Here is a 23,663-nt window from a genome sequence, read left to right as displayed (position 1 = left end):
TAGCACCGCATCGAGTGTGACGATTGGCGCAGCCAAGGAGGCTACATTGCATCGCTTTTCCAAGTTTGCCCTGATCACGATCATGGCCCTTCCGGCTAACCTGTCTTCCGCGCTGGCAGAAAGCAGTCTGGAACAGGGAGAGAAAGTATTCAAACGGTGCGCTGCTTGCCACGCCCCGTCCGATCAGAACAAGACGGGACCTGGACTCGCTGGGATCGTGGGAAAGACCGCCGGGAAAGCTGCCGGATACAATTATTCTCCGGGTCTCGCATCCTCGACCCTGGTCTGGGACGAGCAGACTCTGGACAGCTTCCTTCAGAATCCGCGGAAGCTGATACCGGGGACAAAGATGACACTCAGCGTTCCTAAGCCGGACGACCGACAGAGCGTGATTTTGTATCTCAAGTCCTTGACCGAGGGACAGTGACGGCTCTCGCCGCCGCGCCGACGAACGCATTCGAAAACTTTAACGACGCCTTGCACCGCTTTACCGCTTGATCGGCCACTAGAAGGGTTTTCCGGTCGTGGACCGGCGTGGCGGGTCGGCTGTCTGGGGCGGGTACGCGAGCACCTTCGGATTGGAAAGGGGCCGCCACCTTTCAACGATTCCTGGTGCCATACAAGACGGCTGGGGCGAGCGTCGGGAATTTCGGGACTTCCCAAGACGGAGCAAATTTAAATGAACGATGAAAAGAAGAAACCACTCACCACCGCTTCCGGGACACCGGTCGTCGACAACCTCAATATCCAGACCGCAGGCCCCCGCGGTCCAGCGCTTCTGCAGGATGTCTGGCTGATCGAAAAGCTGGCGCACTTCGATCGCGAGGTCATCCCGGAGCGCCGAATGCATGCCAAGGGCGCGGGTGCTTATGGGACCTTTACCGTCACACAAGACATCACCCGGTACACCCGCGCGAGGCTTTTCTCCGAAGTCGGCAAGAAGACGCCGATGTTCGTGCGCTTCTCAACCGTCGCCGGAGAGCGCGGCGCAGCGGATGCCGAGCGCGATATCCGTGGCTTCGCGATGAAATTCTACACCGAACAGGGCAATTGGGACCTCGTCGGTAACAACACGCCCGTGTTCTTTTTCCGGGACCCGTTGCGCTTCCCCGACCTAAACCATGCCATCAAGCGCGATCCTCGAACCGGGATGCGGAGCGCCCACAACAACTGGGATTTCTGGTCGTTGCTCCCGGAAGCGCTTCATCAAGTCACCATCGTGATGAGCGACCGCGGTATCCCGCGGAGCTTCAGGCATATGCACGGCTTCGGTAGCCATACTTTCAGCTTCATCAATGCGGAGAATGAACGGTTCTGGGTGAAGTTCACCTTCAAGACGCAGCAGGGCATCGAAAACCTGACGGACGAGGAGGCTGAGGCCGTCATCGCGAAGGACAGGGAAAGCAACCAGCGGGACCTCTTCTACAGCATCGAAAGCGGAGACTTCCCGCGGTGGACGATGTATGTGCAGATGATGCCGGAGGCGGACGCGGCGAGCTATCATCTGAACCCATTCGATCTGACCAAGGTCTGGCCTCACGCTGACTACCCGTTGATCGAAGTCGGTGTGATGGAGTTGAACCGGAACCCTGAAAATTTCTTCGCGGAAGTCGAGCAGGCGRCATTTTCGCCGGCGAATGTCGTGCCGGGTATCGGCTTCTCGCCCGATAAGATGTTGCAGGCCCGCCTGTTTTCCTACGCGGACACTCAACGCTACCGCCTCGGGGTCAACTTCAACCACATCCCCGTCAACGCCGCGCAATGCCCGGTACACAGCTACCACCGCGATGGACAGATGAGAGTGGACGGCAACCTCGGCAGAACACCTTCGTATTTTCCGAACAGCGCAGGGGAGTGGCGGGATCAACCCGATTTCTCGGAGCCGCCGCTTCCCATCGACGGTCCCGCGGCACATTGGGACCATCGCGTCGACGAGGACTACTACTCGCAGCCGGGTAACCTCTTCCGTATGATGACGCCTTCCCAGAAACAGGTTCTGTTCGAAAACACGGCACGCGCGATCGACGGGGCGAGCGAGGAGGTTATACGGCGTCATATCGAAAATTGCCGACGCGCCGATCCAGAGTACGGAGCCGGCGTGGCGAAGGCTGTCGGTTTGCTTTAGTCCAGCTCCGCTTGAGCGACGTAAGCGGCGAGCGCTCCGAGACGGCGATTGGTCGTCTCGGAATACCTCGCGAAGGCCGGAGCTTCGGGGCTTCACCGCAGCCGTGTTGAGGTTCCGCCAAACCAAGCGCTCGCGATCACGGCATATGGCTTAAAGTGGCGGCCACCGCGCAAAGCCCCAGAAGCAAAGTATAGGTGGCCAGGACGTTTGAAAGATTGGGCAGCTGGCGAACGGTTGCCTTGCGCTTGCTGATCATGACTGTATCCAGAAACAAGAGTAGAGATCGGGCCCGATAGGGCGTGGAGTTTCCAACTGGTACGATCAACGAGGCTTGGTCGTCCGCGGCTGACGGCTGTGGCCTTCCTTTTTCTTCCCATGAAGTGATCGACTTTGGGTGGACCTGCCGTGGCCCGTAGGGTCGCCCCGGTCACGCGCGATTGGCGTCGGGATGCGTTCGGGGAACGCGAGGTTGAGCAGGTCGGCCGATGCGAGGCCGGGGAAAAGGGAAAGTGATATCCCTGCTGCAGCGACTACTTTTCTGTAAAAGTCCGGCATCGTGTTTCCTCAATCTGAAGCGGCGGGCAGGTCTCGTTCGAGACTATGGATCAGCCGAGGCGACCTGGCCCTGAGATGCGCTGTAGCGGCGGGAAATTGGCTGCGTTCGTGGCCATGGATGCCGACGCAGCCATCTCCGGTTTTGTCGCTTTAGTTGTTGGAGCGAACGCGGGAGACGAGAGACAAGCTCCGGTCAGGAGCAATGACGTAGGTCTCGCGGTAGTGTTCGCCGTTCGAATAGAAATCGTGGGGGACAACACTGCCGATTGGAGCCTTCGTGAGACGGGTAGCCTGCTGCCCGCCGTACGTGATGCTCCCCTGAATCGGTTCGAGTGCGAAAGCTTGCGGAGCCGTGACTGCAACGGCTGCGATAGTGGCGATGGTCGTGGTGAGTGCGATGAGTTTGAGGGACATTTCGTATTCCTTTCCGTTGTTCGGGAGTTTCGTGAACCGCTCTATGTCGGTGAGGAAAAGATACGGGGGAGCGACCTGTCCCGGTATTAGACGCACGGTCTGCCACCTAACGCTTAGGTTTAACGCTTCACACCCTGCTGTAGGGTTCCGCCGCGACGGGCGGGAACAACGTACGAAGATAGCGTTCAATACGCTCCCGAAATGCGTGGGTATTCGTGCGGGATAAACGCATGAGGAGTGACCTATGGACGTGGTTGAAAAATACGATCTGATCGTTTTCGGGGGCGGCAAGGCTGGAAAGACGCTTGCAATGGACGAGGCGCGAGCAGGAAAACGAGTGGCGATGATCGAGGCCGGCATGATTGGCGGGTCATGCATCAACGTCGCTTGCATTCCAAGCAAGACCTTAATCAGGAGCGCTGAAATCGCGCACCTTCTTACCGCATCCGCGCAATTTGGAATGCCGGGATCAGCGGTGGGGCCGGATATGAGCATCGTTGCCGCCCGCACCGGCAATGTCGTGGCTGAGATGGTGAAAACAAACCAGTCAGGTTTCGACGCTAGTGGCCTGGAACTCGTGATCGGTTGGGGTAGGTTTGTTGCACCCCGGACTATCGAAGTCACGGAAGTTGGCGGGTCACGCCAACTAACGGCTGACCGGATTTTCCTCAATCTCGGCACCGTCGCGGATATCCCCGAAATCCCCGGGCTACAGGAAGCTGACCCCCTGACGCACGTAGAGGCGCTGAGGCTTACCGGACCTGTGCGAAAGCTGTTGATCCTCGGCGGCGGGTTCATAGCCCTTGAACTTGGGCAGGCCTTCAAAAGATTGGGGGCAGACGTCACGCTCATCGAGCGCGGTCCGCGTCTGCTGCCCCGAGAAGACGCTGACGTTGCGGCGGCGATTTTGAAGACGATGGAGGACGAGGGCATCAAGATCGCGCTTGGTTGCAATGTATCCCAGGTAAGCGGGAAGTCCGGCGAGGCAGTGACCCTAACCGCGGCTGATGGCAGTACGTTCGATGGTACACACCTGCTGGTGGCAACCGGCCGTAAGCCGCGTACGGAGAACATGGGACTAGAGCTCGCCGGCGTCGAAATGGATGACCGAGGATTTATTAAGGTGGACGATCGTCTACGGACGACGGCGACGGGAATCTGGGCAATGGGTGAGGTTGCGGGCACTCCGATGTTCACCCATGCGTCGCTCGACGACTACCGGATCGTCAAGAGCGACCTGTACGGCGGTCCGCGGCGAACGTCAGACAGGACCATACCCTATTGCGTATTCATAGACCCTGAATTCGCTCGTATCGGCCTCGGCGAAGATGAGGCGCGTAGGAAAGGGGTGGACCACCGCGTCGCAAGGTTGCCGATGGACGTTATTCCGCGTGCTCGAACCTTATCGCGACGGGGCGGTTTCATGAAGGCGATCATCGCGGCGCAAAACGACGAAATCCTCGGCTTCAGTATGTTGGGTGTTAATGCCGGCGACGTCATGAGCGTTGTGCAGATGGCCATGATCGGCAAACTTCCATACACCTCCCTGAGGGATTGCATCTTCGCTCATCCCACGATTTCCGAGGGACTTAATATGCTATTCGCAAACGTCCGATCGCCTATTTAAGTTGGAGGTTTTCAGGTGCAGCATCCTGCGGCGGTCCGGATTGCTTCCGTACCGACAATGCAATGCTCCGGAGTTCTCCATGGCCCTGGCCGCCCGCCACGGTGCTCTATCCTAGTATGAGGGCGCTATCGTTCGAACGTTTTGGATGCAGCAGAACGTGCCGGCGCGTTGTCCCTTTAGGAGGTAGGGCGTGCACTACACAACGGCATTTTCTAGGTCGATCAGGGGTGTATTGGCGTCAGGCGATCATGCCTTTTAAGATTGCAGCAAAAATAGCTGAAAACCCTTGAAGCATGATTGGATTGAGGCAATCTTCGGGGTGGCTAGTGAGTCCACAGTCTCAACCGGACGCCTGAGAACACTTCTCGGGTATCCTAAGCGCGGTGTAAACGCGCGGCAACTTGGCATAGCCCGAGTTTTCATGGCCCTCGCTTGCGGGGGCCATTTTCTCGGAGCGTGGCCTGCATCACGTGCCGTTGTTGCTCGTTTTCATTTTCCACAGAGTCCGGACGGTGCAAAGTCGCATAAGATGGGCAGAAGCGTAGGCATCAACTCCGTCTCTGGCRCTTGGACCAGTTGCGATGCCGGCTCGCAGCAGGCACCGCCTCAATTTAACGTTTTAACGCGAGCTCGATGAAATGGATCAGGCAGGCGACTTCCACCGGTTTCGCCAGGAACGCCAACGCGCCTCCATCCAAAGCAACGCTTCTCGTTTTCTCATCGCGATACGACGTCATGAAAATGATTGGCGGTTTGGATGGCTGCTGGTTAAGCCGATCCTGCAGTTCGAGGCCGCTGAGCCCCGGCATTTTGACATCCAACAACATGCAATCGATTGTCGCCCTATCCTGATGGGCCAAAAAATCCTCGGCGGAAGTGAAGAGGCGGCTTTCATACCCGCATGACTGCACAAGGCTGTCGAGAGCTTCGCGAATGGCGTCATCGTCGTCAACGATGGCAATGGTAGATGTCTGCGGCACGGCACTGGGCTTTCGTGGGTTGTTTCGATTACTGACCGTACCCCGAAAGCCCTGTCGGGGGTATCATACGTCAGTGTGAGTCCGATAGGACGACAGCGTCTCGAACTGTTTTACGAGTTCGGCGACCGATTTCGCTTCCATTTTCCGCATAGCGTTACCCCGGTGGATTTTTACCGTGATTTCGCTGATGCCAAGGTTATACGCGATCTGCTTGTTCATCAGGCCTTTGACGACCTCATGTATCACCTCGCGCTCCCGCTCGGTAAGGCTCCTGTACCTCCCGTCGAGTAGCTGCATCGCCTCCGACTGTTTTTGGCGTGACGCGCTGACCTGGAACGCCGCGTTGACCRCATCCAACACGTCCTGGTCTCGGAACGGCTTCGTCAGGAAATCCRGTGCTCCGGCCTTCATCGCCCTCACGCTCATCGGGATATCGCCGTAGCCGGTCATAAAGATAATCGGCAGGCGGTTCCCGGCCCGCTCGAGCTCGGCTTGAAAATCGAGGCCGTTGATCCCGGGGAGGCGGACATCGAGCAGAAGGCAGCCGAGGGCAAAGTTTCCAGCCTGGCGAAGAAACTCCGAGGTGTTCGGATAGCTCGCAACGGCGATCGACACGGATCGGAACAGATCGGTCAGTGATTCTCTAAACGCTTCGTCGTCCTCAACGATATGAACAGTCGGAACGGGAATTGCCGTGGCCGTTGTCTTCTGCAAGCTCATTGGATTGCCTTGATGGGAATTGTCATCTCGAAGATGGCCCCTCGCAAGGGGTGGTTCGCTGCCGTCAGGCTGCCCCCGATCGCCTCCATGGTGGTCCGGCAAATGGAGAGACCCATCCCCATGCCCATTGCCTTCGTGGTGAAGAATGGCGCAAACAGCTTGTCCATGACAGCGTCCGCGATCCCAGGACCGGAGTCCCGGACCTTGAGCGCGAGCGTGTCGTCGGACTTTCTGGCCAACGAAACATGGATCAGGCGGTCCCCACCTGGCACTGTGGCGATCGACTGAATGCCATTGGCGATGAGGTTTATCAGGACTTGCTGGAGCTCAATGCGGACTGCGTGGACGGTCGGGAGTCCCTTCTCCACATCGACGATCAGTAGAACGTTTTCGCGCTGGAGGTCGTGATCCATCAAGGCGCGTGTTTCCTCTACAAGCTCGGGTACCGATACATCCTCGAACGTTCGCGCTTCCTGCTTTATGAGGTTGCGGGCGTTTAGAATGATGTCACTGGCCCGCTGGCTGTCCCGGATCATCCGTTCGGCGGAGCGTCTCGCCGCACCCAGGTCGGGAGGTTCCTTGTCGAGCCACCGGATCATCGTCTGAGCGTTGACCACGATAGCGCCGAGCGGCTGGTTCAACTCGTGGGCGAGCGAAGCAGACATCGCTCCGACAGTCGCGGCTCGAGCGGCGTTCGCCAATTCTGCCTGCGCGTCCCGTAATGCACGCTGGGTCTTCTCGCGCTGCGTGATGTCGAGCATGCCGACGGCGATACGCCGGAATGCACCGGGATCATCAGGAAACCGTAGACTGAGTAGGACCTCGCGTTCGGTGCCATCGCGTGCAACGATATAGCATTTACCTTCGAACCTGTTTCGACCGCTGAAGATGCAGTCGAGCATCTCAAGCATCGATTCCGTGTCCGTCGACAGGTAGGAAGTTAGAGAGACCGGGAGGTCTTCCTCCGGAGGAAGTCCGAGAAGCTCTCGCGCAGCTTCGTTGGCAGCGATCGTTCTTATCCGAGACACCGCGTCCGCCATTATATCCGGATTGGCCAGGGCATATGTGCGGAAGTCGCGGATTCCGTCCGCTTTCAAAGAAATGAGGAAATCCCGAACGAGTGAGTAATCACGTTCCCAGAGGGCGACGCGGCTCTGCTCGAAAATAGACCGATATCGCGTTTCGCTTTCGGAAAGGGCGCTGTTTGCCGCGAGAAGCTGATTGTGGGCGGCATCGTTCCYAAGGATCAGAGCACTAGTGATAGAGAGGGCAGCCAAAGACACGACGAGCCTGAGCGTGCTTGCCACATCGATGCTTTCCGCATGTCCGATGGCAAAGGCAGCGAATGAAAGCATGCCGCATATGCTCGCCAACAGCACCGTGCCGGAACGAGTGAGCAGTGGAGCTGCAAGGAGGAGTGCTATGACGTAGAGGACGGCTATCGCGCTTTCGATAGTCGTAAACGCGTCTATGTAAAAAACCACTCCAACCAGAATGAACGCAAGTGCCACTCCGGGAGCGTCATGAACGAACTCCCTCGTGGCGACTCCCTCTTTCAACCAGCTGTTTGATGCCACCCAAGTACCCCTGTAGTCATGGACAAGATGTTCCGTGAGGCAACCCGACGGCGAGATAGTGCCCAATGTGGGCGGACTACATCCCTCGAGCATGACCCGAACGGTTCGAAACCTATCACACGAGAGAAGAGCAGTAGGATTATACTCGAGCATAAGTGACTGCGGACGGGTAGGCCTCTAATCCGCGTCCTCCTCGGAGGGGGCGAGGCCGCCTCTGGCGGAGAGGCGGCCTCGGCGGACTTATGTCCGCGGCGCTTCGGGGGGAGGGGGGACACCGAAGCGAGTATCACGCGATAACGCGTGGTCCGCTACGCCAGGGGAGGACAACTTCGCTACGGACGAGAAGAAGCTATCATTGCTCCCGCGCTCTTTGAATTATACTCGAGTTTGGTGAGAGGATAGTTTTGTAGGTGTATTCGCATTTGTAACGAGCGAAAAACCATCACCCTACCTGACCGGCACGTAGATTGAAGACGCCACCGTGTATCCTTAGATGATACCTTCGAACGGAAGGAGACTGCGACCCGTGGATCGGCTGAAGACAATGGAGGTATTCGTCCGCGTAGTGGAGGCGGGGAGCCTTTCCAAGGCTGCTTCGACCTTGTCATCCCCCCGTTCCTCGGTAACGATGGCTTTGAATCGGCTCGAGAAACATCTTGGCGTGCGATTACTTCAACGAACCACGAGAAATCTCAGTCTTACGGCCGACGGAGAGGCATATTACCGTGAATGCCTTCGCATCCTGCAGGACATAGGTGCTGTAGAGGCGAGCTTGCGCAGGGACCCGACCTCTCTCCAGGGCCGGCTCCGGGTTGATATGCCAGTGTCTATCGCGACTTCGGTCGTCCTTCCCGCGTTGGACGTTTTCAGGAACCGTCACCCCGGCATACGGCTTGCGATCGGAGCAAATGATAGGCGGCTGGACCTCGTACAGGAAGGTGTCGACTGCGCGATCAGGACCGGCCAGTTGACGGATTCGGCGCTGGTGGGAAGACGTATCGGCGGCTTTCATTGGGTCACCTGTGCCACCCCGCAATATCTCGCCTCTAATCCTGCGCCGCAGACACCGAGCGACCTCAGGGCACATCAGCTGATCGGCTATTTCCATGGTGACGGTGCTGCTGAGAAGTGGGCCTATGGCAGTGGCGAGGAAATGGAAACCGTACCCGTTGACGGAGCGGTGACAGTGAATGAGACTTCCGCCTATCTTGCCCTCGGCCTTCGCCATCATGGTGTTGTAAGACTGGCTGACTATATCGTTCAGCCCTATTTGGAAGACGGTCTTCTCGTCGAGTTGCTTCCGGATTTCCGTCCGCCGGCTACTCCGATTTCGATACTTTATCCGACCTCACGCCACCTCTCGCCCGTCGTGCGCGCGTTCGTTGACTGGRCATCGTCTTTGTTCGAAACGGCTCTGCCACGAGGAGCAGCAATCGGCCAGGTGTGATCCGCCCTCACGCTCGCTTGCGGGGCGACATCTGCGAACGGTAGGCTCCAGGAGTTGCCCCGTAGAGATTGGTGAATATGCGCGTGAGATGAGCTTGATCGGTAAAGCCACAGTCGTAGGCGATGCTGGCAATGCTCTCATCCGACTCGGCCAGGAGGCGAGCCGCCCTTTCAGTGCGGCGTCTCCGTAGCCATTGGTGCACGGCCATTCCGTTAGTCTGCCGGAACGCTTTGGCAAAGGTGCTAACCGGCATTCCGCAGATTGCTGCGATAGATTCCAGCGTGTGATCCTTCGTCAGATCGGTGAGTAGATATTCTTCGATCTTGTTCATCTGCGAACGCGATAGTTCGCTTGATTGAGCCAGCGGGCGGGAGCCGCCCCGGTAGTTGTCGAGCAGATACGCGGCAAGAGCGATGCCGACATGATCGAAGAACAATCGTCCGGCGCTCTCCGGATTCTCAAGGGCTGGAAGCAGCGAGCGGCAGAGGTGCGCAGCAACCGGGTCGACCCGCGCTTCACTCCCTTCGAGACCTTGGAACGCCGGAAGGTCCTCCTGTTCGCAAAGTTCGCCCAATACAAGATCGGGTATATGAAATTGAAGGCAATCGTAGCTGGTAGGAAGATGCGCCCTCGGCTCCTCTTCGAGATGAACCATACTGATGGTGTCCTTTTCGAAGCCACCGGAATAGACGAGCCGATCGAATTTCCACAATTCGTGGTGCCGAAGAGTCTTCAGCTGGAAGCTGACTACGGATGCCTTCTCCACTGGTATGGCGGCCGTCATCTCCTTCGTTCCTTCGTCGGTCCACAGTCTAGTGACTGTGATCTGCGAGGTTCTGAGGGAGGAGGTCTTTAGCGTCTGATAGTCGGGGATGCCGAAAAGGCTGGCTATTTGCGCCCCAGTTGCCGGGCGCGAATGCTTCCGGTCGTAGCTCATCTATTTCTTCTCCAGACACTTGGCGTCATTCCGACGCTCGCGCTAAAGGCCTTGGTCAGGTGGCCCTGATCGGCGAATCCGCATCGGGCGGCTATGTCCCTGAGGGCAAGACCCGTCGTAAGAAGCAGGTCCTGGGCCAGATCAATGCGATAGCGGCGAATCCACTGAGCCGGGCTCAACCCGGTCGCCGCCCTGAAGGCTCCGGCGAAGCTGGATACCGGAATTTTGCATTCGCGGGCCAGATCGACGAGAGCCGTCTCACCGCCGTTCTCGGATACCAACATCTCCTGCGCGATTTTGAGCTGCAGTGGCGAAAGGTTCACGTCATCATGGCGAGACCGCTCCCGCGTGCCGTAACGGGTCGTCAGTTCGTTGAGCATGCCGAAGATGACCTGATCTATGAAGAGACCCGATGCGATATTCGAGCCGGCAAGAGCAGGCAGCAGGGCGTTTCCCAGGTTTGACAGCACCTCATTTATCTCGCCCGGGTTCACCTCGAACCCTGTTGTCCGACGTTGATGATTGTCTTCGGCGAACGCTCCGAGGGCGGAATCGCTCAGGTGAAGCTGGAGACAGTCGAAGGGGTCGGGGAGGAAAATCCGTGGTTCCTCGGCCAGGCTGACGATGCTGACGGAGTCTTTCTCGTAGGGTAGGGCGTTCGAGAACTTCCCGCCCTTCCAGAGTTCATGGCGTCCGATCCGCTGAAGTTGCAGGCTGACGATGTAAGTATTCTCAACGGGTATCGGTGCGGTCATCTCGTCTCCGAGTCCTTCGGATACGAGGCGCACGGCGGTGAAGCCGGCAGAGCTTCCGGATAGACGGCGGGACGTCCTTGTTGCTCCGACATACCTCTCTATTTGCAATCCGTGCTCGGACGACATCGGTCCCTTCACCCCTATACTGCGACGCAGCAGGACGATACGTCAGGAGCGGACCGTGAATCTATTGGACGGGGAGAAGGGTTACCCCCTACCATTGGAGGGGGTAGGGCGTCAGGGCTCGCGATCTGGCCCGTAATCAAGCTCCTGCGCGAACCGCACCAATTCGGGAAGGGACTGAAGTTTCAACTTCTTCATAACCTGCCCCCTATGCGCTTTTACCGTGGGTTCGCTGATCCCCAGCAGATGCGCCGCCTGCTTGTTTCCGTGGCCAACGACGATAAGGGACATGACATCTTTCTCGCGTGGGGTCAGGGCGTCGTATAGCCGCCTCGACGCGTTTGCCATCATTTGCCGGGCTCGTCGGCGGGAATCGCTTTCGAGCGCGGCATGGATGGCGTCAATCAGGTCTTGCGGGCGGACCGGCTTGGTCAGGAACTCCGCAGCTCCTGCCTTAATTGCCTTCACAGCCATGGGGATATCTCCATGGCCGCTGATGAAAATGATTGGCAGCTCGTTTCCCAGACGGTTCAGGTGGTTTTGCAACGCGATACCGCTCTGCCCGGTCAACCTGACGTCCAGTACCAGACAACCCGGCTTGTCCAGGGCCACCTTGCTCAGGAACTCCTCGGCCGAGTTGAAGGTTGTCACGTTGAAACCGACTGAGTCGAGTAGGGCTTCGAGGGCTATCCGGATATCTTCGTCGTCGTCGACGATATATACGGAGCGCGACTGGTTTGTGTGGCTACTTGGCTCGTTTTTCATCTGCGACCGGGAGGCTTAAACGAAAGGTTGCTCCGGGGTCGGAGTGGATGATGTCTGCCATGATAGTCCCTCCATGAGCCTCGATGATAGAGCGGCAGATCGACAGGCCCAACCCCATTCCCTCTCTCTTGGTCGTGAACATGGCATCGAATACTCGTTCAGGGTCCACCGGTCCGAGACCCGGTCCGGTATCCGACACGAAAAGCTCTACTCCATTCGCATCTGAACGGCGCGAGCCGATGGTGATTTTCTTGACCGGTACCGCCGCCGCCGACATCGCCTCGAGAGCGTTCATGACCAGATTCAAGACGACCTGCTGGAGTTGGACGCGGTCCCCGTGGACGAGTTGCGGCACCGGCGTCAGTAGTGTTTCCACGTTCGCACCGTGCCGGCGTATCTCGCCTCGAAGGAGACCTACCACCTCCAAGACGACTTGGTTCAAGTCGATCTCCACGAACTTATCGGGGGCGTTCCCAGCAAGGCTGCGTATGCTTCTAACCACTTCGCCCGCACGGTGGCTGTTCTGCGACATCCGTTCTGCTGCGGCCTTTGCCTGTTCGAGATAACGCAGGCACGTTTCCGCGTTGGAAACGATCGCGGTCAGCGGCTGGTTAACCTCGTGAGCGATCGAGGCGGCGAGTTCCCCCAGTCTCGTGAGCCTTCCGACAAGCGCTAGGTCGGCTTGGGCCTGGCGCAGAGCATCATCCATCTGCTTTCGGTGACCGATATCCCGGAAGACGAGTACAGCCCCGGAGATTTCCCCATGGTCGTCGATGATCGGTGCACCGCTGTCGTCGATATGGATTTCGGCACCGTCTTTAGCAATCAGGAGAGTGTGGTTTGCCAAACCTACGATCGTGCCAAGGCGCAGCACCTTTGCTACCGGGTCTTCAACAGTCTGGCGGCTGTCTTCATTGATGATCCGGAATACCTCGACGACTGGCTTTCCGATCGCCTCGGCCATTTTCCACTTCGTCAACCCCTCGGCGATCGGGTTCATGAACGTGATGAGGCCAGCGGAATCGGTCGCGATCACGGCGTCACCGATACTCGAAAGGGTTGTCGCGTACCGTCGTTCGCTTTCATGCAGACGCTTCTCCGCGGCGTGCTTATACAAAGCCATTTCGATGGCAGCTCTGAGTTGCGTCTCTTCGAACGGCTTGAGAAGGTAGCCGAAGGGTTCCGAATCCCCTGCGCGCTTAACGGTTTCGTCGTCAGCATAGGCTGTTAGATAAACGACCGGCACACGGAGCTGATGCCGGATCGTCGTAGCGGCCTGTATGCCGTCCATATCGCCCTCGAGCCTGATGTCCATCAGTACGAGGTCTGGCTTCAAGGACGTCGCCATGGCGATCGCGTCCTCGCCGGTGACTGCAGCACCGGCGACATCGTAGCCTATATTTCGAAGCTGGAGTTGGATGTCACGGGATACAACTCGGTCGTCTTCCACGACGAGAATAGACTTACGGTTCACTCGCTGTCCTCAGGCCTGAATTTGTTCTGAATGTAATCTGGAATTTTGTTCCCACGCCAGTTTCGGTCCTCATCTCTCCCCGGAGCTGGTCGACGAGGTCTTTCACCAGTTGTAGGCCAAGCGTCTCGGTGTTCTCCCAGCTAGTTAGGCCTACACCGTCGTCCTCGACAACGAGTTCATAGACCGTCGGCTGGCGCGCTGACAATGCCACGCTAACTGCTCCTGCCGGGGCGTTCGGAAAGGCGTGTTTGAGCGCATTCGAGACGAGTTCGTTGACGATCAATCCACATGACACGGCGCTGTCCAGATCGAGGTCCACCTCATCGACGTTCACGTTCAATGCGATAGACTTCTCCCGGGTGCCGTAGGCGCGCATGAGGTGTGCGCAGAGAGTCTTCAGATGGTTTGCCATCGAGATGCGGGCGAAGTTTCCGGCCCGATAGAGGTTCTCATGAACCAATGCCATCGAGCGTACCCTGTTCCGGCTGTCCTGGAAGAGTTCCGCGACCTTGGCGTCCCCCACGCGCGAAGCCTGGAGGTTCAGGAGACTGCTGATAAGCTGGAGGTTGTTTTTCACCCGATGGTGCACCTCCCGAAGAAGAGATTCCTTCTCGTCGAGTGAGGCATTTTCCAGGGAAATGGCGGCTTGTGCTGCGATAAGTTTCAGGACCGCGATGCGCGCCGGCGAAAATGCGTGCTCATTCAGCCTATTCTCGAGAAGGAGTATGCCGACGGATTTTCCCCGGGCCACGAGAGGCACGGCGAGACCGCTCGTGAAGCTGTTTTCGTTGGCGTCACTGTCTTTTGGGAGTTCGTTGCCATCGAGGACGACCGGTTCCTGGTGCCGAAAGGCATCACGCAGTTTCCGTGCCGGTGCATCGCTGTCCTTTAACGGCTCACGCCGGAACCTCACGTCGATCACCTCGCCATCGGCCACCGCTTCCGCTTCCGTCCAAAAGCTTTGCTGTTTCGGCAACACTAGTAGTGCTCGCTGAGCCCCGGCGTTCTCGAGGGCGACCGACAACAGCGTCCGGACCATCTTTGACTGGACGACTTCGCCTGCAACGCTCGCCGAGGAACGCACGACGGATTGGATGTCCAACTCCCGGGGAACGGCATCGGTCGTCGGAGTGAAGGAAACGGCGTAGGTGCTCGGAAGGTGTGGGTATTTAACCTCGAGGTCTCTGAGCTTTCCGTTTGCTCCCCAGCGCCGATAGGCGGCGTAGGCTCTCTCCCGATGGGCTTGAGCCATTGTTGCCATATTGAGAGTTTCCGCAAAGCTCGCGGCCAATTCGTGCGACAAGGCTTCGATGTGGGGAAACTGGCTTTCTCCTGCCGCGGAGATCGCATCCTCGTAGTGCTTCAGGGCGTCCATATGGCGGCCTTCCAGTCGCGCCAGTTCTGCTGTGGCCAAAGCCGCGTGAGCGCCAAAATTATCGGAACTATTATCGCTCCAGGTGCGCAGCCTTTCACCGTATTCACGCAGCTTTGTTAAATCCGATTGTCCGGAAAGCGCCAAGGTTTGCGACAACGCGAGGTATTTGTAGAACGTGTATTCGACCCATTCGAGATGTCCGGCAGTAGTCCATAAGAGCGGCTCGGCTTTCTCCCCGTACCGGACTGCGGCGTGGAAGTCGGCCGCGTAGACAGCTGCTTGCATCTTCCTGATCCAGTGCCAGCAAGCGGCGATTTCCAGGCCGGGCGTGGTGTCCAGGCGAGTTTCGAACGCTACCTCGTCGAAATCCCCATCATCGAAAGTCTCCAGAGAGAAAGTCAGCCCCTGCAAGCTTCTGACGAGCATTGTCTGGCTCGTGATAATATCCGCGATCAGCCCGAAATTGATCTGCCGGACGAAATCGAGTCCGGAGCTGGCCCGGCGCTCGATCACCCCGAGTTGATCCCCCGCTAGCAGCATGTTGCTGATTGTCGTGCAGGTGCAAAAGCCGGCATAAGTCAGATCGCCGGACTCCTGCGATACCGCTAGTGCCTGTCGGTGAAGTTCACGTCCCGACCGTATCGGTTCGGAATAGGGGAGCACGTGATAGGCGAAGGTCATCGAAACACGGCCGCGGAAGCGTGCGAACGCCGGCTCTTGAGCCATCTGGAGCGCCAGTTTTCCGAAGCGATAACCTGCCGCATAATCTCCGAACATCGGTCCAAGCACCATCCCAAGGTAGGCGTAACCAAGAGGTGATGCCGGAGAGTTTCCACGTTCCCGGCTGATGTTCGCCATCCGGCAGAGAACGAGACACACGAGATTCTGATCGCTGAAGAAGGCAGGCGGGAGCACGGCACCGAGGACATCAAGGATCGGGACCTGCGTCGACGATTGTAGAGGAAGCTCGAGGCGCGTTTCGATTGCGCGTTCCCGTATTTCCTCCGCTATAGGCCGGAATTCCTCTTGAACGGTTTCCCAGGTTGGATTTGCATCCCAGTGAATGCCTTCGTGCCGCAAGTAGTCCAGGCAAAGGTCAATGGCGAGCGCGAGCTGACCGATGGCCGTATAAAGGGTGATCTGGGACCAGGTAACGCGCGCCAGCGCCTCGCGATTCAAATTCTGTCGTCTGAGTGAACTCAATCTTTGTTCTGCTCTCGCTCCGTCACCCAAAACGAATTCGCAGTCGGCCATGCCGATCTCAAATTCAATGAGCAAGTCGTTCACGGCTTCGGCGGGCAGCGTTGCTGCAACTTCCGCGCCGGCTTTCAGATAGGTCAACGCGGTTTCGAACGCCGAAGTCTCCTCCGCCCTGCGTCCAGCCGCTAGGTTGAACTGGGCGATGCGCATCCGCTCGCTAGCGTCGTCTACAAGATCGATCGCGCGGTTGTATTGTTCAGCAACCGTGAAGATGCGGCTCTGCATTTCATCCGACGGTAACCTCGAAACCATTCGTCTTGCTACGTCGAGATGGAGTCGCCGACGACTTTCATCGGTGGGAACGAGGTAGGCTGCTTCCTGAACCCGGTCGTGGACGAACATGACGCCTTGATCGCGTTTGAGGATCAGGCTGGCATCAACGGCCTCATCCAGTCCTGCCTCGAACGTGTCTTCCGGCAGGYCTGTCGCAATGTGCAGCAGCTGACGGCACACCGTGCTGCCGAGCAGCGCCATAGTAGTGAGCATCTCGCGCGTTGGGGAAGACAGTTTCCTGATTTTCGAGGAGATCAGATCGGACAGGTCCCCGGATGAAGTCTGTTCGATATCCTCGCGCCGCCATGTCCACTGCCCTGACTGCTGGTCGAACGACACCTTTCCATCCTGCACCAGGGCCGCAAGAAGCTGGGTTGTGAAGAGAGGGTTCCCTCCGGCCTTCTCTCCTATCATCTCGGCTAGAGGATGCGCCTCCTCGTGGTTCACACCGAGACTGTCGGATACGAGCTGAACTACATCAGGGCCCGACAAGGGCGCGAGTTGCACTGTCGAGACCATTGAATCCGGTTGATCGATTTCATCGAGCCACTCCCGCAAAGGATGACCCGGCGGCACCTCGTTGCTTCGGAAAGCGCCAATGAGGAGAGTGTTTCGGATTGATTGCGTCCGAAGCGTCCTCCTGAGGAAATCAAGTGTTGCGCCGTCGATCCACTGGAGATCGTCCAGGAAAAGCACAAGCGGGTGACCGAGATGAGAAAACGCTCCGGCGAACCGGGATAGCACATACTGGAACCGGTTCTGAGCCTCGTTAGGAGGCAGGTTGGGCAAGTCTGGCTGGACGCCGATTATCGGCTCAAGCTCTGGGATCAACGACGTGATAAGTCGGCCGTTCGGTCCAACCGCTGCCTTGATAAGGTTTCCAAGGGTATTGCCACCGAGATGGTAACGGGATGGCAAATGAGAGATCAGGCCGCGGAAGGCCTGAACGAGGGTGGCAAGCGGAACGTGGTGGTTGATTTGGTCGAACTTCCCTTCGGCATAAAGGCCGACTTCGGGATCGAGCCTGCGCTGAAACGCTCTGACGAGGGACGACTTTCCAATGCCGGAGAAACCGGACACCAGGGCTAGTTCCGTTTTCCCCGTGAGCGCTACCCTCTCGAACGCTTGGGTCAGTCGCAGAAGTTCAGGCTCCCGGCCATATAACTGATCGGGGATGGCCAACGTACCGCGGGCGTCTTGGGAGCCAAGTTCGAAAAGCTCGATCCTTCCATGCCTTGTGATCTCTGTCAGGCAATAATCGAGATCGGCTTTTAGCCCTTCCACCGTTTGGTATCTCTCCTCCGCTGCTTTCGACAGGAGCTTCAGAAGTATCGATGCCACGGCACTCGGTATGTTTGTCGCCCAGCGTCCGGGAGGAAGCGGCGGACGGGCAAGATGACTGTGAAGCCATTCCGCGGGCGTATGCGCGGCAAACGGAAGTTTGCCCGTAAGGAGTTCGTAGAGCGTGATGCCCAGCGAGTACAGGTCGCTACGGAAATCCGGGCGGCGATCAAGCCTTCCGGTGAGTTCGGGTGAGACATAGGGCAGGCGGCTAATCGTAAACGTATCTCTGCCGCCGGGCAGGGGACGCTGCGAGGCTCGGAAGGCCGATCCGAACCCGGTGAAGTAAACCTTTTTCCGTTCGTCGACCATTATGTTCGCTGGACGGATGTCGCCGTGTACGAGACCCGCATCGTGGACGCGCGACAGTGCTTCACAGATTGAAATGGATAGAAGAAGATATTCCCTGAGCGGACCTCCGGCAGTCCATGTCTGCTCGATCGGGAGGCCACCCAGGTCTTGAAGGAGAATTCCCTTTCGACCCTCGGCAGTGATCGCATTCAGTGCCCTGGCCCCACCTGCTACTTCGATCTGTTCTGCCAGCAGAAGTTCGTTTTCAGCTTCGCGCTGCTGCGCGGGAGTGAGCGGTCCCGGCTTGGCGGACAAGATACCAAGATTGGTGCGACCATCGGGGAAGCTGAACCGGACCAGGTGCGAAAAACCATCGGCCCGAAGGACCGTTAGATCGTAGCCAGGCTCTAAGCCGAAATTCTCCATGCGAAGCGATCCCGATAACGACGCGAGGGCGACGTCTCTGAACTCGATAGATATTTGCTCACGGGGAAGTTGGCAACGCGGTCACATGGCCTCATCGTACCCGGGAGGAGGTAAGGCGGGCGAGGCGTCGCAAGAAGTGGTGCAGACCAACTCCGCGCGAGCGGCATCGACCAAGGCTTGAATCTCCCGGGGCATCGCCCTGCAATAGCGCGCAGCTTCCAGGGCCGTGAAACCGGCTAACTCCACCAGTATAAATGCGAGCCGCCGCTCGAACGGGAGCTGCCTCAACAAGGCCACCGCATGCTCTGAACTATCCACGAAAGCGCGGTCGACGCCTGAGACACTGTTGCATCCYGCTTGTGACACGGCCCTTGCCTGGTCGATCAGACGGGAAAGAAACGACTGGGGRCTTTCCGATTGCACTCCGGTTGGAGTGACGAGGATAGCCGAGAGAAGTGCGTCAGCTTCATCGCGGCCCCCCAGCAGCATAACAACGATAGCCCTTGCCGTCGGTAGGAACTCAATCAATGTCGCGCTTTGGGTGCCTACCTTGGGCATAGAAGACCTCTTTGCCCCATCGCTATGCGACGGGTCCTCAAAAAACGATAGTTACGGACGAGGGCCGACGTAGTACCCAAGCCGTTTTTCGATATCACTGGGATGCTGGAGCCCGAGCTTGACGAAATCCGACAGCCTTTCCTGTGCGAACGGTTGACCGACGGAGGATACGAAAGCCTCCCACGCCGGCTGCATCTCGGAGTCGGCCGGCAAGCTGACGTCGTCCACGAAACGCTTGGTCGCAGCGATTGCGTCGCGGTTGAAGGAGGCGATACGTCGGGCGAAGCTGTCTACGAAACCGTCAAGCTCGTCGTCCGGTAGAGCACGGTTCACATATCCATAGAGTTCCGCGAGTTCCCCATGAATGTCGTCAGCGCCAAGAAGGACCTCGAGCGCTCGTCCGCGCCCCATCAGGCGGGGCATTCTCGCCATTGGGCCGCCGCCAGGAACGAAACCGGCTCCGACCTCCCAATGGGAAAGGACCGCCTTCTCCCTGCTGGCAAACCGGATGTCGCAAGCGAGCGCTATCTCGCTGCCAGACCCCGTAGCCCTGCCGCGGATCGATGCAATCGACACTACGGGCAATCGACTTAATCTGACGAATGCGTCCGGTACCGGATGCATGCCTGTCGGCCCCGGTGCCATGTTTATGGACTCGGCCGGGTCGCGAAGAACATCGTAGTGGGCCATGAAGTAGTCGGGGTTGGTGCTTCCGATGACTACGACCTTCAATTCGTGATTATTTTCCATCTCTGTGACGAGCTCAGAGAATTCCCGCACCATCTGCGGACCCATGATGTTGAGTGGCGGGTTATTCAAATTGACACGCCAGTAGTGCTCCGAATGGCGAATGATCTCGATCTGGCTTTCTTCTACATCGGCACCGCGAGCGCTGATGGCGTCCATGGAAACTCTCCTTCAAAAACGGGGGACGAACGGCTCCGAACAATAGGGCCTCTGTCGCGCCGTTCTTGAACCTGCACTCGGTCCGTTGAAGGAGGCGATGAGTGAAAGAAGGAAGGATTGCACCTCGATTATTTCGAGGTGCGCAATATTGACTTTCAAAAAGGAGGAATTCTGCCGAGAAAAGAAATTCTGTACGTGTTTGTCATCGGACTGAACGCCGAGTTTCAAAAGGAGAACGATATGACGAGCGCGATGCATGCCTACCCGGCAATCCACCACAAGACGATCGACATCGAAGGTACGGAAGTGTTCTATCGGGAGGCCGGACCTAGCGACGCCCCCGCTGTGCTGTTGCTCCACGGATTTCCAACCTCGTCACACATGTTTCGCAACCTGATCCCGGTCTTGGCCGACAAGTATCACGTAATCGCCCCCGACTATCCGGGCTTCGGTCTCAGCGCGATGCCAAGCAGGGATGAGTTCGCCTATACGTTCGAGCGATATGCGGAAATCGTTGATGCGCTCGTCACAAAGCTCGGCGTCAGGTCGTATACCATCTACGTCATGGACTACGGAGCTCCGACCGGGTTCCGGCTCGCGCTTCGTCATCCCGAGCGGATAACCGGGATGATCGTCCAGAACGGCAACGCCTACGAAGACGGCCTTTCGCCCTTCTGGGATCAGCTTAAGGCCTATTGGGCAACAAATTCTCAGGAAACCCGGGATGCCCTTCGCCCACTGATGTCGCTGGACGTGACAAAGTTCCAGTACCTGGATGGTGTGCAGGACGTCTCCCGCATCGATCCCGCGAATTGGCTGTACGATCAGCAGTTCCTCGATCGTCCTGGCAACGTCGAGATTCAGCTTGATCTCTTTTATGACTACCGGAACAACGTTGCGCTCTATCCTCAATTCCAACAGTTCTTCCGGGATCGTCAGCCGCCAACGCTCGTCGTCTGGGGCAAGAACGATACGATTTTCCCTGCATCGGGAGCTGAAGCGTTCAAGCGGGATTTGCCCCAAGCCGAGTTCCATCTGATCGACAGCGGCCACTTCGCACTCGAGGATCGCGCCGACGAGATCATTCCCCTGATCCAGGATTTCCTCGGACGCACTCTTGCGCGATAAGTCACATGCCACCGGCGCTGCCCACTCCGTGTGGGCAGCGTTGTCGGCCTACTTGGCGTTCTTCCCTGCGGTGTTCTTGCGAGTGGATAAGCGTTTGTAGTTTTCGTCGGGCGAGGGAGCCCGTTCAAACTTGAACCCGACGGCTTACCAATTCTTCAACACGGCTCGTAGCGGTCTGCCCACTGCGATGGGCGATGCCCGTGTGGGCGACCGCAAGCTCCAGAGCGTTCACTTTGATCCCAGCCATTCATACACTCCAAACTCAGTCGCCTCTTCTGGGGCTTAATTCGTTTTTGGCTTGGATTCAAAGGTCGGCGCGGCCCGTCGCTATGTCTGCTGGAGAACCACAGCATCCGCTTCGACGCAGTCAGTACCGTCGGCCGCTCCATCCGCGTGTTTCCTCGTCCCTGAGCATTCTCTCGTCCTTGATCACCAACAGGGTCAGGATCGAACCGTCGGGCGCGCGTCTTGTCTGCTCCGTGATTTGATAACGATCCGCGTCATATCGGTCGAACCAAGAGTCCGCGTCCACCTTTCGGGCAATCTTGCTCTCAGGCGCTTTGCCAAAAAGGACGTCAAATGACGGGCTCTCGCGTTGCAGTTCATCACGCGGGAACCACCGTTCCGGGACACTCTTCGACCGCGCGAACCACCGTCGCCCATTTGGTCCATGGGATACGAGAAGCGCAGGGGTGTGGTCCATGTCGATCAACCGTATCGCGGTTGCGGTTAAACTTGTCTCGAACGCCGACGCCACTTGAGCGACCGTATCAAATGTCAGGTCTTTGTACTGTCGGGTCACCGGCCTGAAAACCTTCCATGGCATCAGGAGATTTGAGGCGTAGTTGTCGGCGACCTTTTCCTCGGCCCTTTTCGGGGTTGGTTTTCCGGGTGCCAGTGAGCCGATATCTTCTGGCTTGCAGTAGAGCGCCCTCCGACGATGATGGCACCAATGGCCCAATTCGTGCCCGATCGAAAAGCGCTGCCGGGGACGGAGGACCTTATCGGAAACCCGGATGATCGCCCTGTCGTTTGCCCCCAGGATGCAGGCCTCGCAACCGTCGACCTGGCAGTACTTGACCTTGGCCCCGAGGTGCCAGGCGATCGCCTCGATGTCGATCTCGTGCGGTTCGGTTATTCCGAGATCATCGATGACTTTGTCAGTTACCAACATAATCAGTCGCCATCATCAATATCGATGCCAAGCTCGATCATGTCTTCTATGAGATTCAACTCGTCATTTGTCGACATATGAGTTCCATTTCGGGCGGCGAGCGTCAGCCCCTCACCAGACCTGACCGCTTTCCGATATCGCTCGATCACTTCTTTGGACTCCAGCTTGACCACGTTGGTGTTCTGGCGATCCTCGTCAACGGCCGCGCGCGCCGCCCTGAGCTTTGCCTTCGACAAATCTGCCTCGGCAGCTTTGAACCGACCTTTTACGCGAGCGAGCGCATCCTCGGCCGAGATACCATCTTCGATGGCCTCGGCGAGTATTTCCTCGTCAGACATTTTCAGGATATCCTCAACCAGGATATCGGCGAGAGCCAGCTTCTGTGCGGCATCATCTCTATCAGGCATTGTGTACATCCTTCAGGGAGCGCTTCTCGAGCCTCCTCTTGATCCGCCTAACGACCGTGTCATAACCGTTGGCGTCGAGATCGCAAAGTTCCATGATCTCCGGTCGGCGGAAGCCGGCGTCGAGCGCGTCGATGAAACTCGTGGCGACGTCGTCATCGGCGAACATCTCCTTTGACAAGGCCAGTTCGTCCTGCTGGCGGACGATTTCCTCCGGATTAGGCCCGGGGTCGGCCATGTTGTCGAACGTCAATTGCTCCCCATGCTGCGGGACCAATTGAAGCCCGGGCTGGCGGACGCTGTTGCGACGGTCGGTCGAAGCGATGCTCCGCATGACCTGGGCCATAAATGGCAAGAACTCAACGTTCGTCGGCCAGTTCCTGCGCCCCTCCAAAATGCGTGAGAACGCCTCTTGCATGAGGTCTCCGGCGTCGCGGGGTTCAACAAAGCGCCGCGCGATCTGCTCCAGCTTCAGGGCTTCTGCGCCCGTCATCCGATCTATCCGCTTCCTGACCTCGTCGAGTTCATGGACGTCCTTGGGTATGGTTTTCGTCACTTGCCCGCCGTTCCTGTTGAATACTGACATTTGCGCGCCAAAGCCCCCGATCCGGACATCGTTAAATTTTTATTTACGTCGTGTCCGGCTCCCCCCGATCCTGGCGCACACTCAATCAGGACGGGTCGATGCCGTGAATTATGACCCACCGACAAATGGAGTCCAAGACGTGATTTACGCCATCAGCTACGACCTCAGGAAAAAGGGCCAGGACTACAGCGGACTGTACGAGGCCATCAAGACACTCGGGGCCTGGGCGCATTACCTCGAATCCATGTGGCTCGTAGATACGGCGATTGGCGCTGACGCCATCGTCGACAGGTTGAAGGGGCACTTCGACGGAAACGACAGGCTTCTCGTCATGAAAATGACAGGGGATCGTCAGGGTCTTCTTTCGAAAGCCGAATGGGATTGGATCAAGAAACACGAATAAGCGCTGAAGAACATCGATCCACGGCGAAGGGGAGGGCGT

Annotated in this window: 19 protein-coding genes; 6 read left to right on the top strand and 13 right to left on the bottom strand. The window is 57.8% G+C overall.

From position 1 onward, the window contains the following. The first annotated feature begins 46 nt into the window (after positions 1 to 46). Together LCM4573_RS07070 and LCM4573_RS07065 are read left to right on the top strand one after the other, a co-directional pair. The gene (locus LCM4573_RS07070) at positions 47 to 427 is read left to right on the top strand and encodes a cytochrome c family protein (protein ID WP_244505258.1); all 381 of its coding nucleotides are present in this window, start codon (positions 47 to 49) and stop codon (positions 425 to 427) included. A 252-nt stretch (positions 428 to 679) separates the two neighbouring features. Continuing rightward, positions 680 to 2,125, top strand: coding sequence for a catalase (locus tag LCM4573_RS07065; protein WP_071005572.1), 1,446 nt, complete (start codon positions 680 to 682; stop codon positions 2,123 to 2,125). 705 nt (positions 2,126 to 2,830) lie between these two features. On the opposite strand, the gene LCM4573_RS07060 is transcribed toward LCM4573_RS07065, so the two are convergent. Beyond that, on the bottom strand, positions 2,831 to 3,094 hold the full coding sequence (locus LCM4573_RS07060; RefSeq protein ID WP_071005571.1) for a hypothetical protein: 264 nt from the start codon (positions 3,092 to 3,094) through the stop codon (positions 2,831 to 2,833). Positions 3,095 to 3,338: 244 nt separating this feature from the next. Between LCM4573_RS07060 and LCM4573_RS07055 the strand changes: the two genes are divergently transcribed. Then, positions 3,339 to 4,721 (top strand): NAD(P)/FAD-dependent oxidoreductase, encoded by a 1,383-nt coding sequence (locus LCM4573_RS07055; RefSeq protein ID WP_071005570.1) that lies wholly within the window; start codon positions 3,339 to 3,341, stop codon positions 4,719 to 4,721. A gap of 611 nt (positions 4,722 to 5,332) precedes the next feature. On the opposite strand, the gene LCM4573_RS07050 is transcribed toward LCM4573_RS07055, so the two are convergent. From LCM4573_RS07050 to LCM4573_RS07040, 3 genes are all read right to left on the bottom strand, one after another. Beyond that, entirely contained in the window at positions 5,333 to 5,701 is a 369-nt protein-coding gene (locus tag LCM4573_RS07050) for a response regulator transcription factor (RefSeq protein ID WP_071005569.1), read from the bottom strand. A 63-nt stretch (positions 5,702 to 5,764) separates the two neighbouring features. Then, positions 5,765 to 6,421, bottom strand: coding sequence for a response regulator transcription factor (locus LCM4573_RS07045; RefSeq protein ID WP_071005568.1), 657 nt, complete (start codon positions 6,419 to 6,421; stop codon positions 5,765 to 5,767). Next, a complete protein-coding gene (locus LCM4573_RS07040; protein ID WP_244505257.1) occupies positions 6,418 to 7,998 on the bottom strand; it encodes a sensor histidine kinase in 1,581 nt (526 codons plus the stop codon). Before LCM4573_RS07040 ends, LCM4573_RS07045 begins: the two co-directional genes overlap by 4 nt. Before the next feature lie 493 nt (positions 7,999 to 8,491). Here LCM4573_RS07040 and LCM4573_RS07035 point away from each other — a divergent pair, with 493 nt between their 5' ends. After that, the gene (locus LCM4573_RS07035) at positions 8,492 to 9,445 is read left to right on the top strand and encodes a LysR family transcriptional regulator (protein ID WP_338012574.1); all 954 of its coding nucleotides are present in this window, start codon (positions 8,492 to 8,494) and stop codon (positions 9,443 to 9,445) included. Between the two features lie 7 nt (positions 9,446 to 9,452). Here LCM4573_RS07035 and LCM4573_RS07030 read toward each other — a convergent pair whose 3' ends face one another. From LCM4573_RS07030 to LCM4573_RS07000, 6 genes are all read right to left on the bottom strand, one after another. Beyond that, on the bottom strand, positions 9,453 to 10,382 hold the full coding sequence (locus LCM4573_RS07030) for an AraC family transcriptional regulator (protein WP_071005566.1): 930 nt from the start codon (positions 10,380 to 10,382) through the stop codon (positions 9,453 to 9,455). Continuing rightward, on the bottom strand, positions 10,379 to 11,137 hold the full coding sequence (locus LCM4573_RS07025; RefSeq protein WP_071005565.1) for an AraC family transcriptional regulator: 759 nt from the start codon (positions 11,135 to 11,137) through the stop codon (positions 10,379 to 10,381). Before LCM4573_RS07025 ends, LCM4573_RS07030 begins: the two co-directional genes overlap by 4 nt. 237 nt (positions 11,138 to 11,374) lie before the next feature. Further along, entirely contained in the window at positions 11,375 to 12,025 is a 651-nt protein-coding gene (locus LCM4573_RS07020; protein WP_071005564.1) for a response regulator transcription factor, read from the bottom strand. Continuing rightward, the gene (locus LCM4573_RS07015) at positions 12,006 to 13,499 is read right to left on the bottom strand and encodes a response regulator (protein ID WP_071005563.1); all 1,494 of its coding nucleotides are present in this window, start codon (positions 13,497 to 13,499) and stop codon (positions 12,006 to 12,008) included. Before LCM4573_RS07015 ends, LCM4573_RS07020 begins: the two co-directional genes overlap by 20 nt. After that, positions 13,489 to 18,465, bottom strand: coding sequence for an AAA family ATPase (locus LCM4573_RS07010; RefSeq protein ID WP_071005562.1), 4,977 nt, complete (start codon positions 18,463 to 18,465; stop codon positions 13,489 to 13,491). The genes LCM4573_RS07015 and LCM4573_RS07010 overlap by 11 nt, the downstream gene beginning before the upstream one ends. 609 nt (positions 18,466 to 19,074) lie before the next feature. Beyond that, positions 19,075 to 19,929, bottom strand: a complete 855-nt coding sequence (locus LCM4573_RS07000; protein WP_071005560.1) for an enoyl-CoA hydratase/isomerase family protein — start codon at positions 19,927 to 19,929, stop codon at positions 19,075 to 19,077. Positions 19,930 to 20,169: 240 nt separating this feature from the next. On the opposite strand from LCM4573_RS07000, the gene LCM4573_RS06995 reads away from it, so the two are divergent. Further along, positions 20,170 to 21,057, top strand: coding sequence for an alpha/beta fold hydrolase (locus tag LCM4573_RS06995; protein ID WP_071005905.1), 888 nt, complete (start codon positions 20,170 to 20,172; stop codon positions 21,055 to 21,057). Between the two features lie 367 nt (positions 21,058 to 21,424). On the opposite strand, the gene LCM4573_RS06990 is transcribed toward LCM4573_RS06995, so the two are convergent. The 3 genes from LCM4573_RS06990 to LCM4573_RS06980 are packed head-to-tail and all read right to left on the bottom strand — an operon-like array spanning position 21,425 to position 23,191. Beyond that, entirely contained in the window at positions 21,425 to 22,231 is an 807-nt protein-coding gene (locus LCM4573_RS06990) for an ImmA/IrrE family metallo-endopeptidase (RefSeq protein WP_071005559.1), read from the bottom strand. A 2-nt stretch (positions 22,232 to 22,233) separates the two neighbouring features. Beyond that, on the bottom strand, positions 22,234 to 22,638 hold the full coding sequence (locus tag LCM4573_RS06985; protein WP_071005558.1) for a hypothetical protein: 405 nt from the start codon (positions 22,636 to 22,638) through the stop codon (positions 22,234 to 22,236). Beyond that, a complete protein-coding gene (locus tag LCM4573_RS06980) occupies positions 22,631 to 23,191 on the bottom strand; it encodes a sigma factor (RefSeq protein ID WP_206744577.1) in 561 nt (186 codons plus the stop codon). The genes LCM4573_RS06985 and LCM4573_RS06980 overlap by 8 nt, the downstream gene beginning before the upstream one ends. A 169-nt stretch (positions 23,192 to 23,360) precedes the next feature. Between LCM4573_RS06980 and LCM4573_RS06975 the strand changes: the two genes are divergently transcribed. Beyond that, positions 23,361 to 23,624 carry a hypothetical protein gene (locus LCM4573_RS06975; RefSeq protein ID WP_071005556.1) on the top strand — a complete coding sequence of 88 codons (264 nt, stop codon included), beginning with the start codon at positions 23,361 to 23,363 and terminating at the stop codon, positions 23,622 to 23,624. Positions 23,625 to 23,663 lie beyond the last annotated feature (39 nt).

This window comes from Rhizobium sp. LCM 4573 (genome assembly GCF_001854865.1).
GTDB lineage: Bacteria > Pseudomonadota > Alphaproteobacteria > Rhizobiales > Rhizobiaceae > Neorhizobium.
Note: the sequence above shows the minus strand (reverse complement) of the source record. Positions and strands in the feature narration are given on the sequence as shown.

Bases quoted from the DNA above. Each gene is read 5' to 3' on its own strand.
- LCM4573_RS06995 (WP_071005905.1), top strand. From the start codon at position 20,170: ATGACGAGCGCGATGCATGCCTACCCGGCAATCCACCACAAGACGATC.
- LCM4573_RS07055 (WP_071005570.1), top strand. From the start codon at position 3,339: ATGGACGTGGTTGAAAAATACGATCTGATCGTTTTCGGGGGCGGCAAG.
- LCM4573_RS07000 (WP_071005560.1), bottom strand. From the start codon at position 19,929: ATGGACGCCATCAGCGCTCGCGGTGCCGATGTAGAAGAAAGCCAGATC.
- LCM4573_RS07020 (WP_071005564.1), bottom strand. From the start codon at position 12,025: ATGAAAAACGAGCCAAGTAGCCACACAAACCAGTCGCGCTCCGTATAT.
- LCM4573_RS07060 (WP_071005571.1), bottom strand. From the start codon at position 3,094: ATGTCCCTCAAACTCATCGCACTCACCACGACCATCGCCACTATCGCA.
- LCM4573_RS07030 (WP_071005566.1), bottom strand. From the start codon at position 10,382: ATGAGCTACGACCGGAAGCATTCGCGCCCGGCAACTGGGGCGCAAATA.
- LCM4573_RS07025 (WP_071005565.1), bottom strand. From the start codon at position 11,137: ATGACCGCACCGATACCCGTTGAGAATACTTACATCGTCAGCCTGCAA.
- LCM4573_RS06990 (WP_071005559.1), bottom strand. From the start codon at position 22,231: ATGTTGGTAACTGACAAAGTCATCGATGATCTCGGAATAACCGAACCG.
- LCM4573_RS06985 (WP_071005558.1), bottom strand. From the start codon at position 22,638: ATGCCTGATAGAGATGATGCCGCACAGAAGCTGGCTCTCGCCGATATC.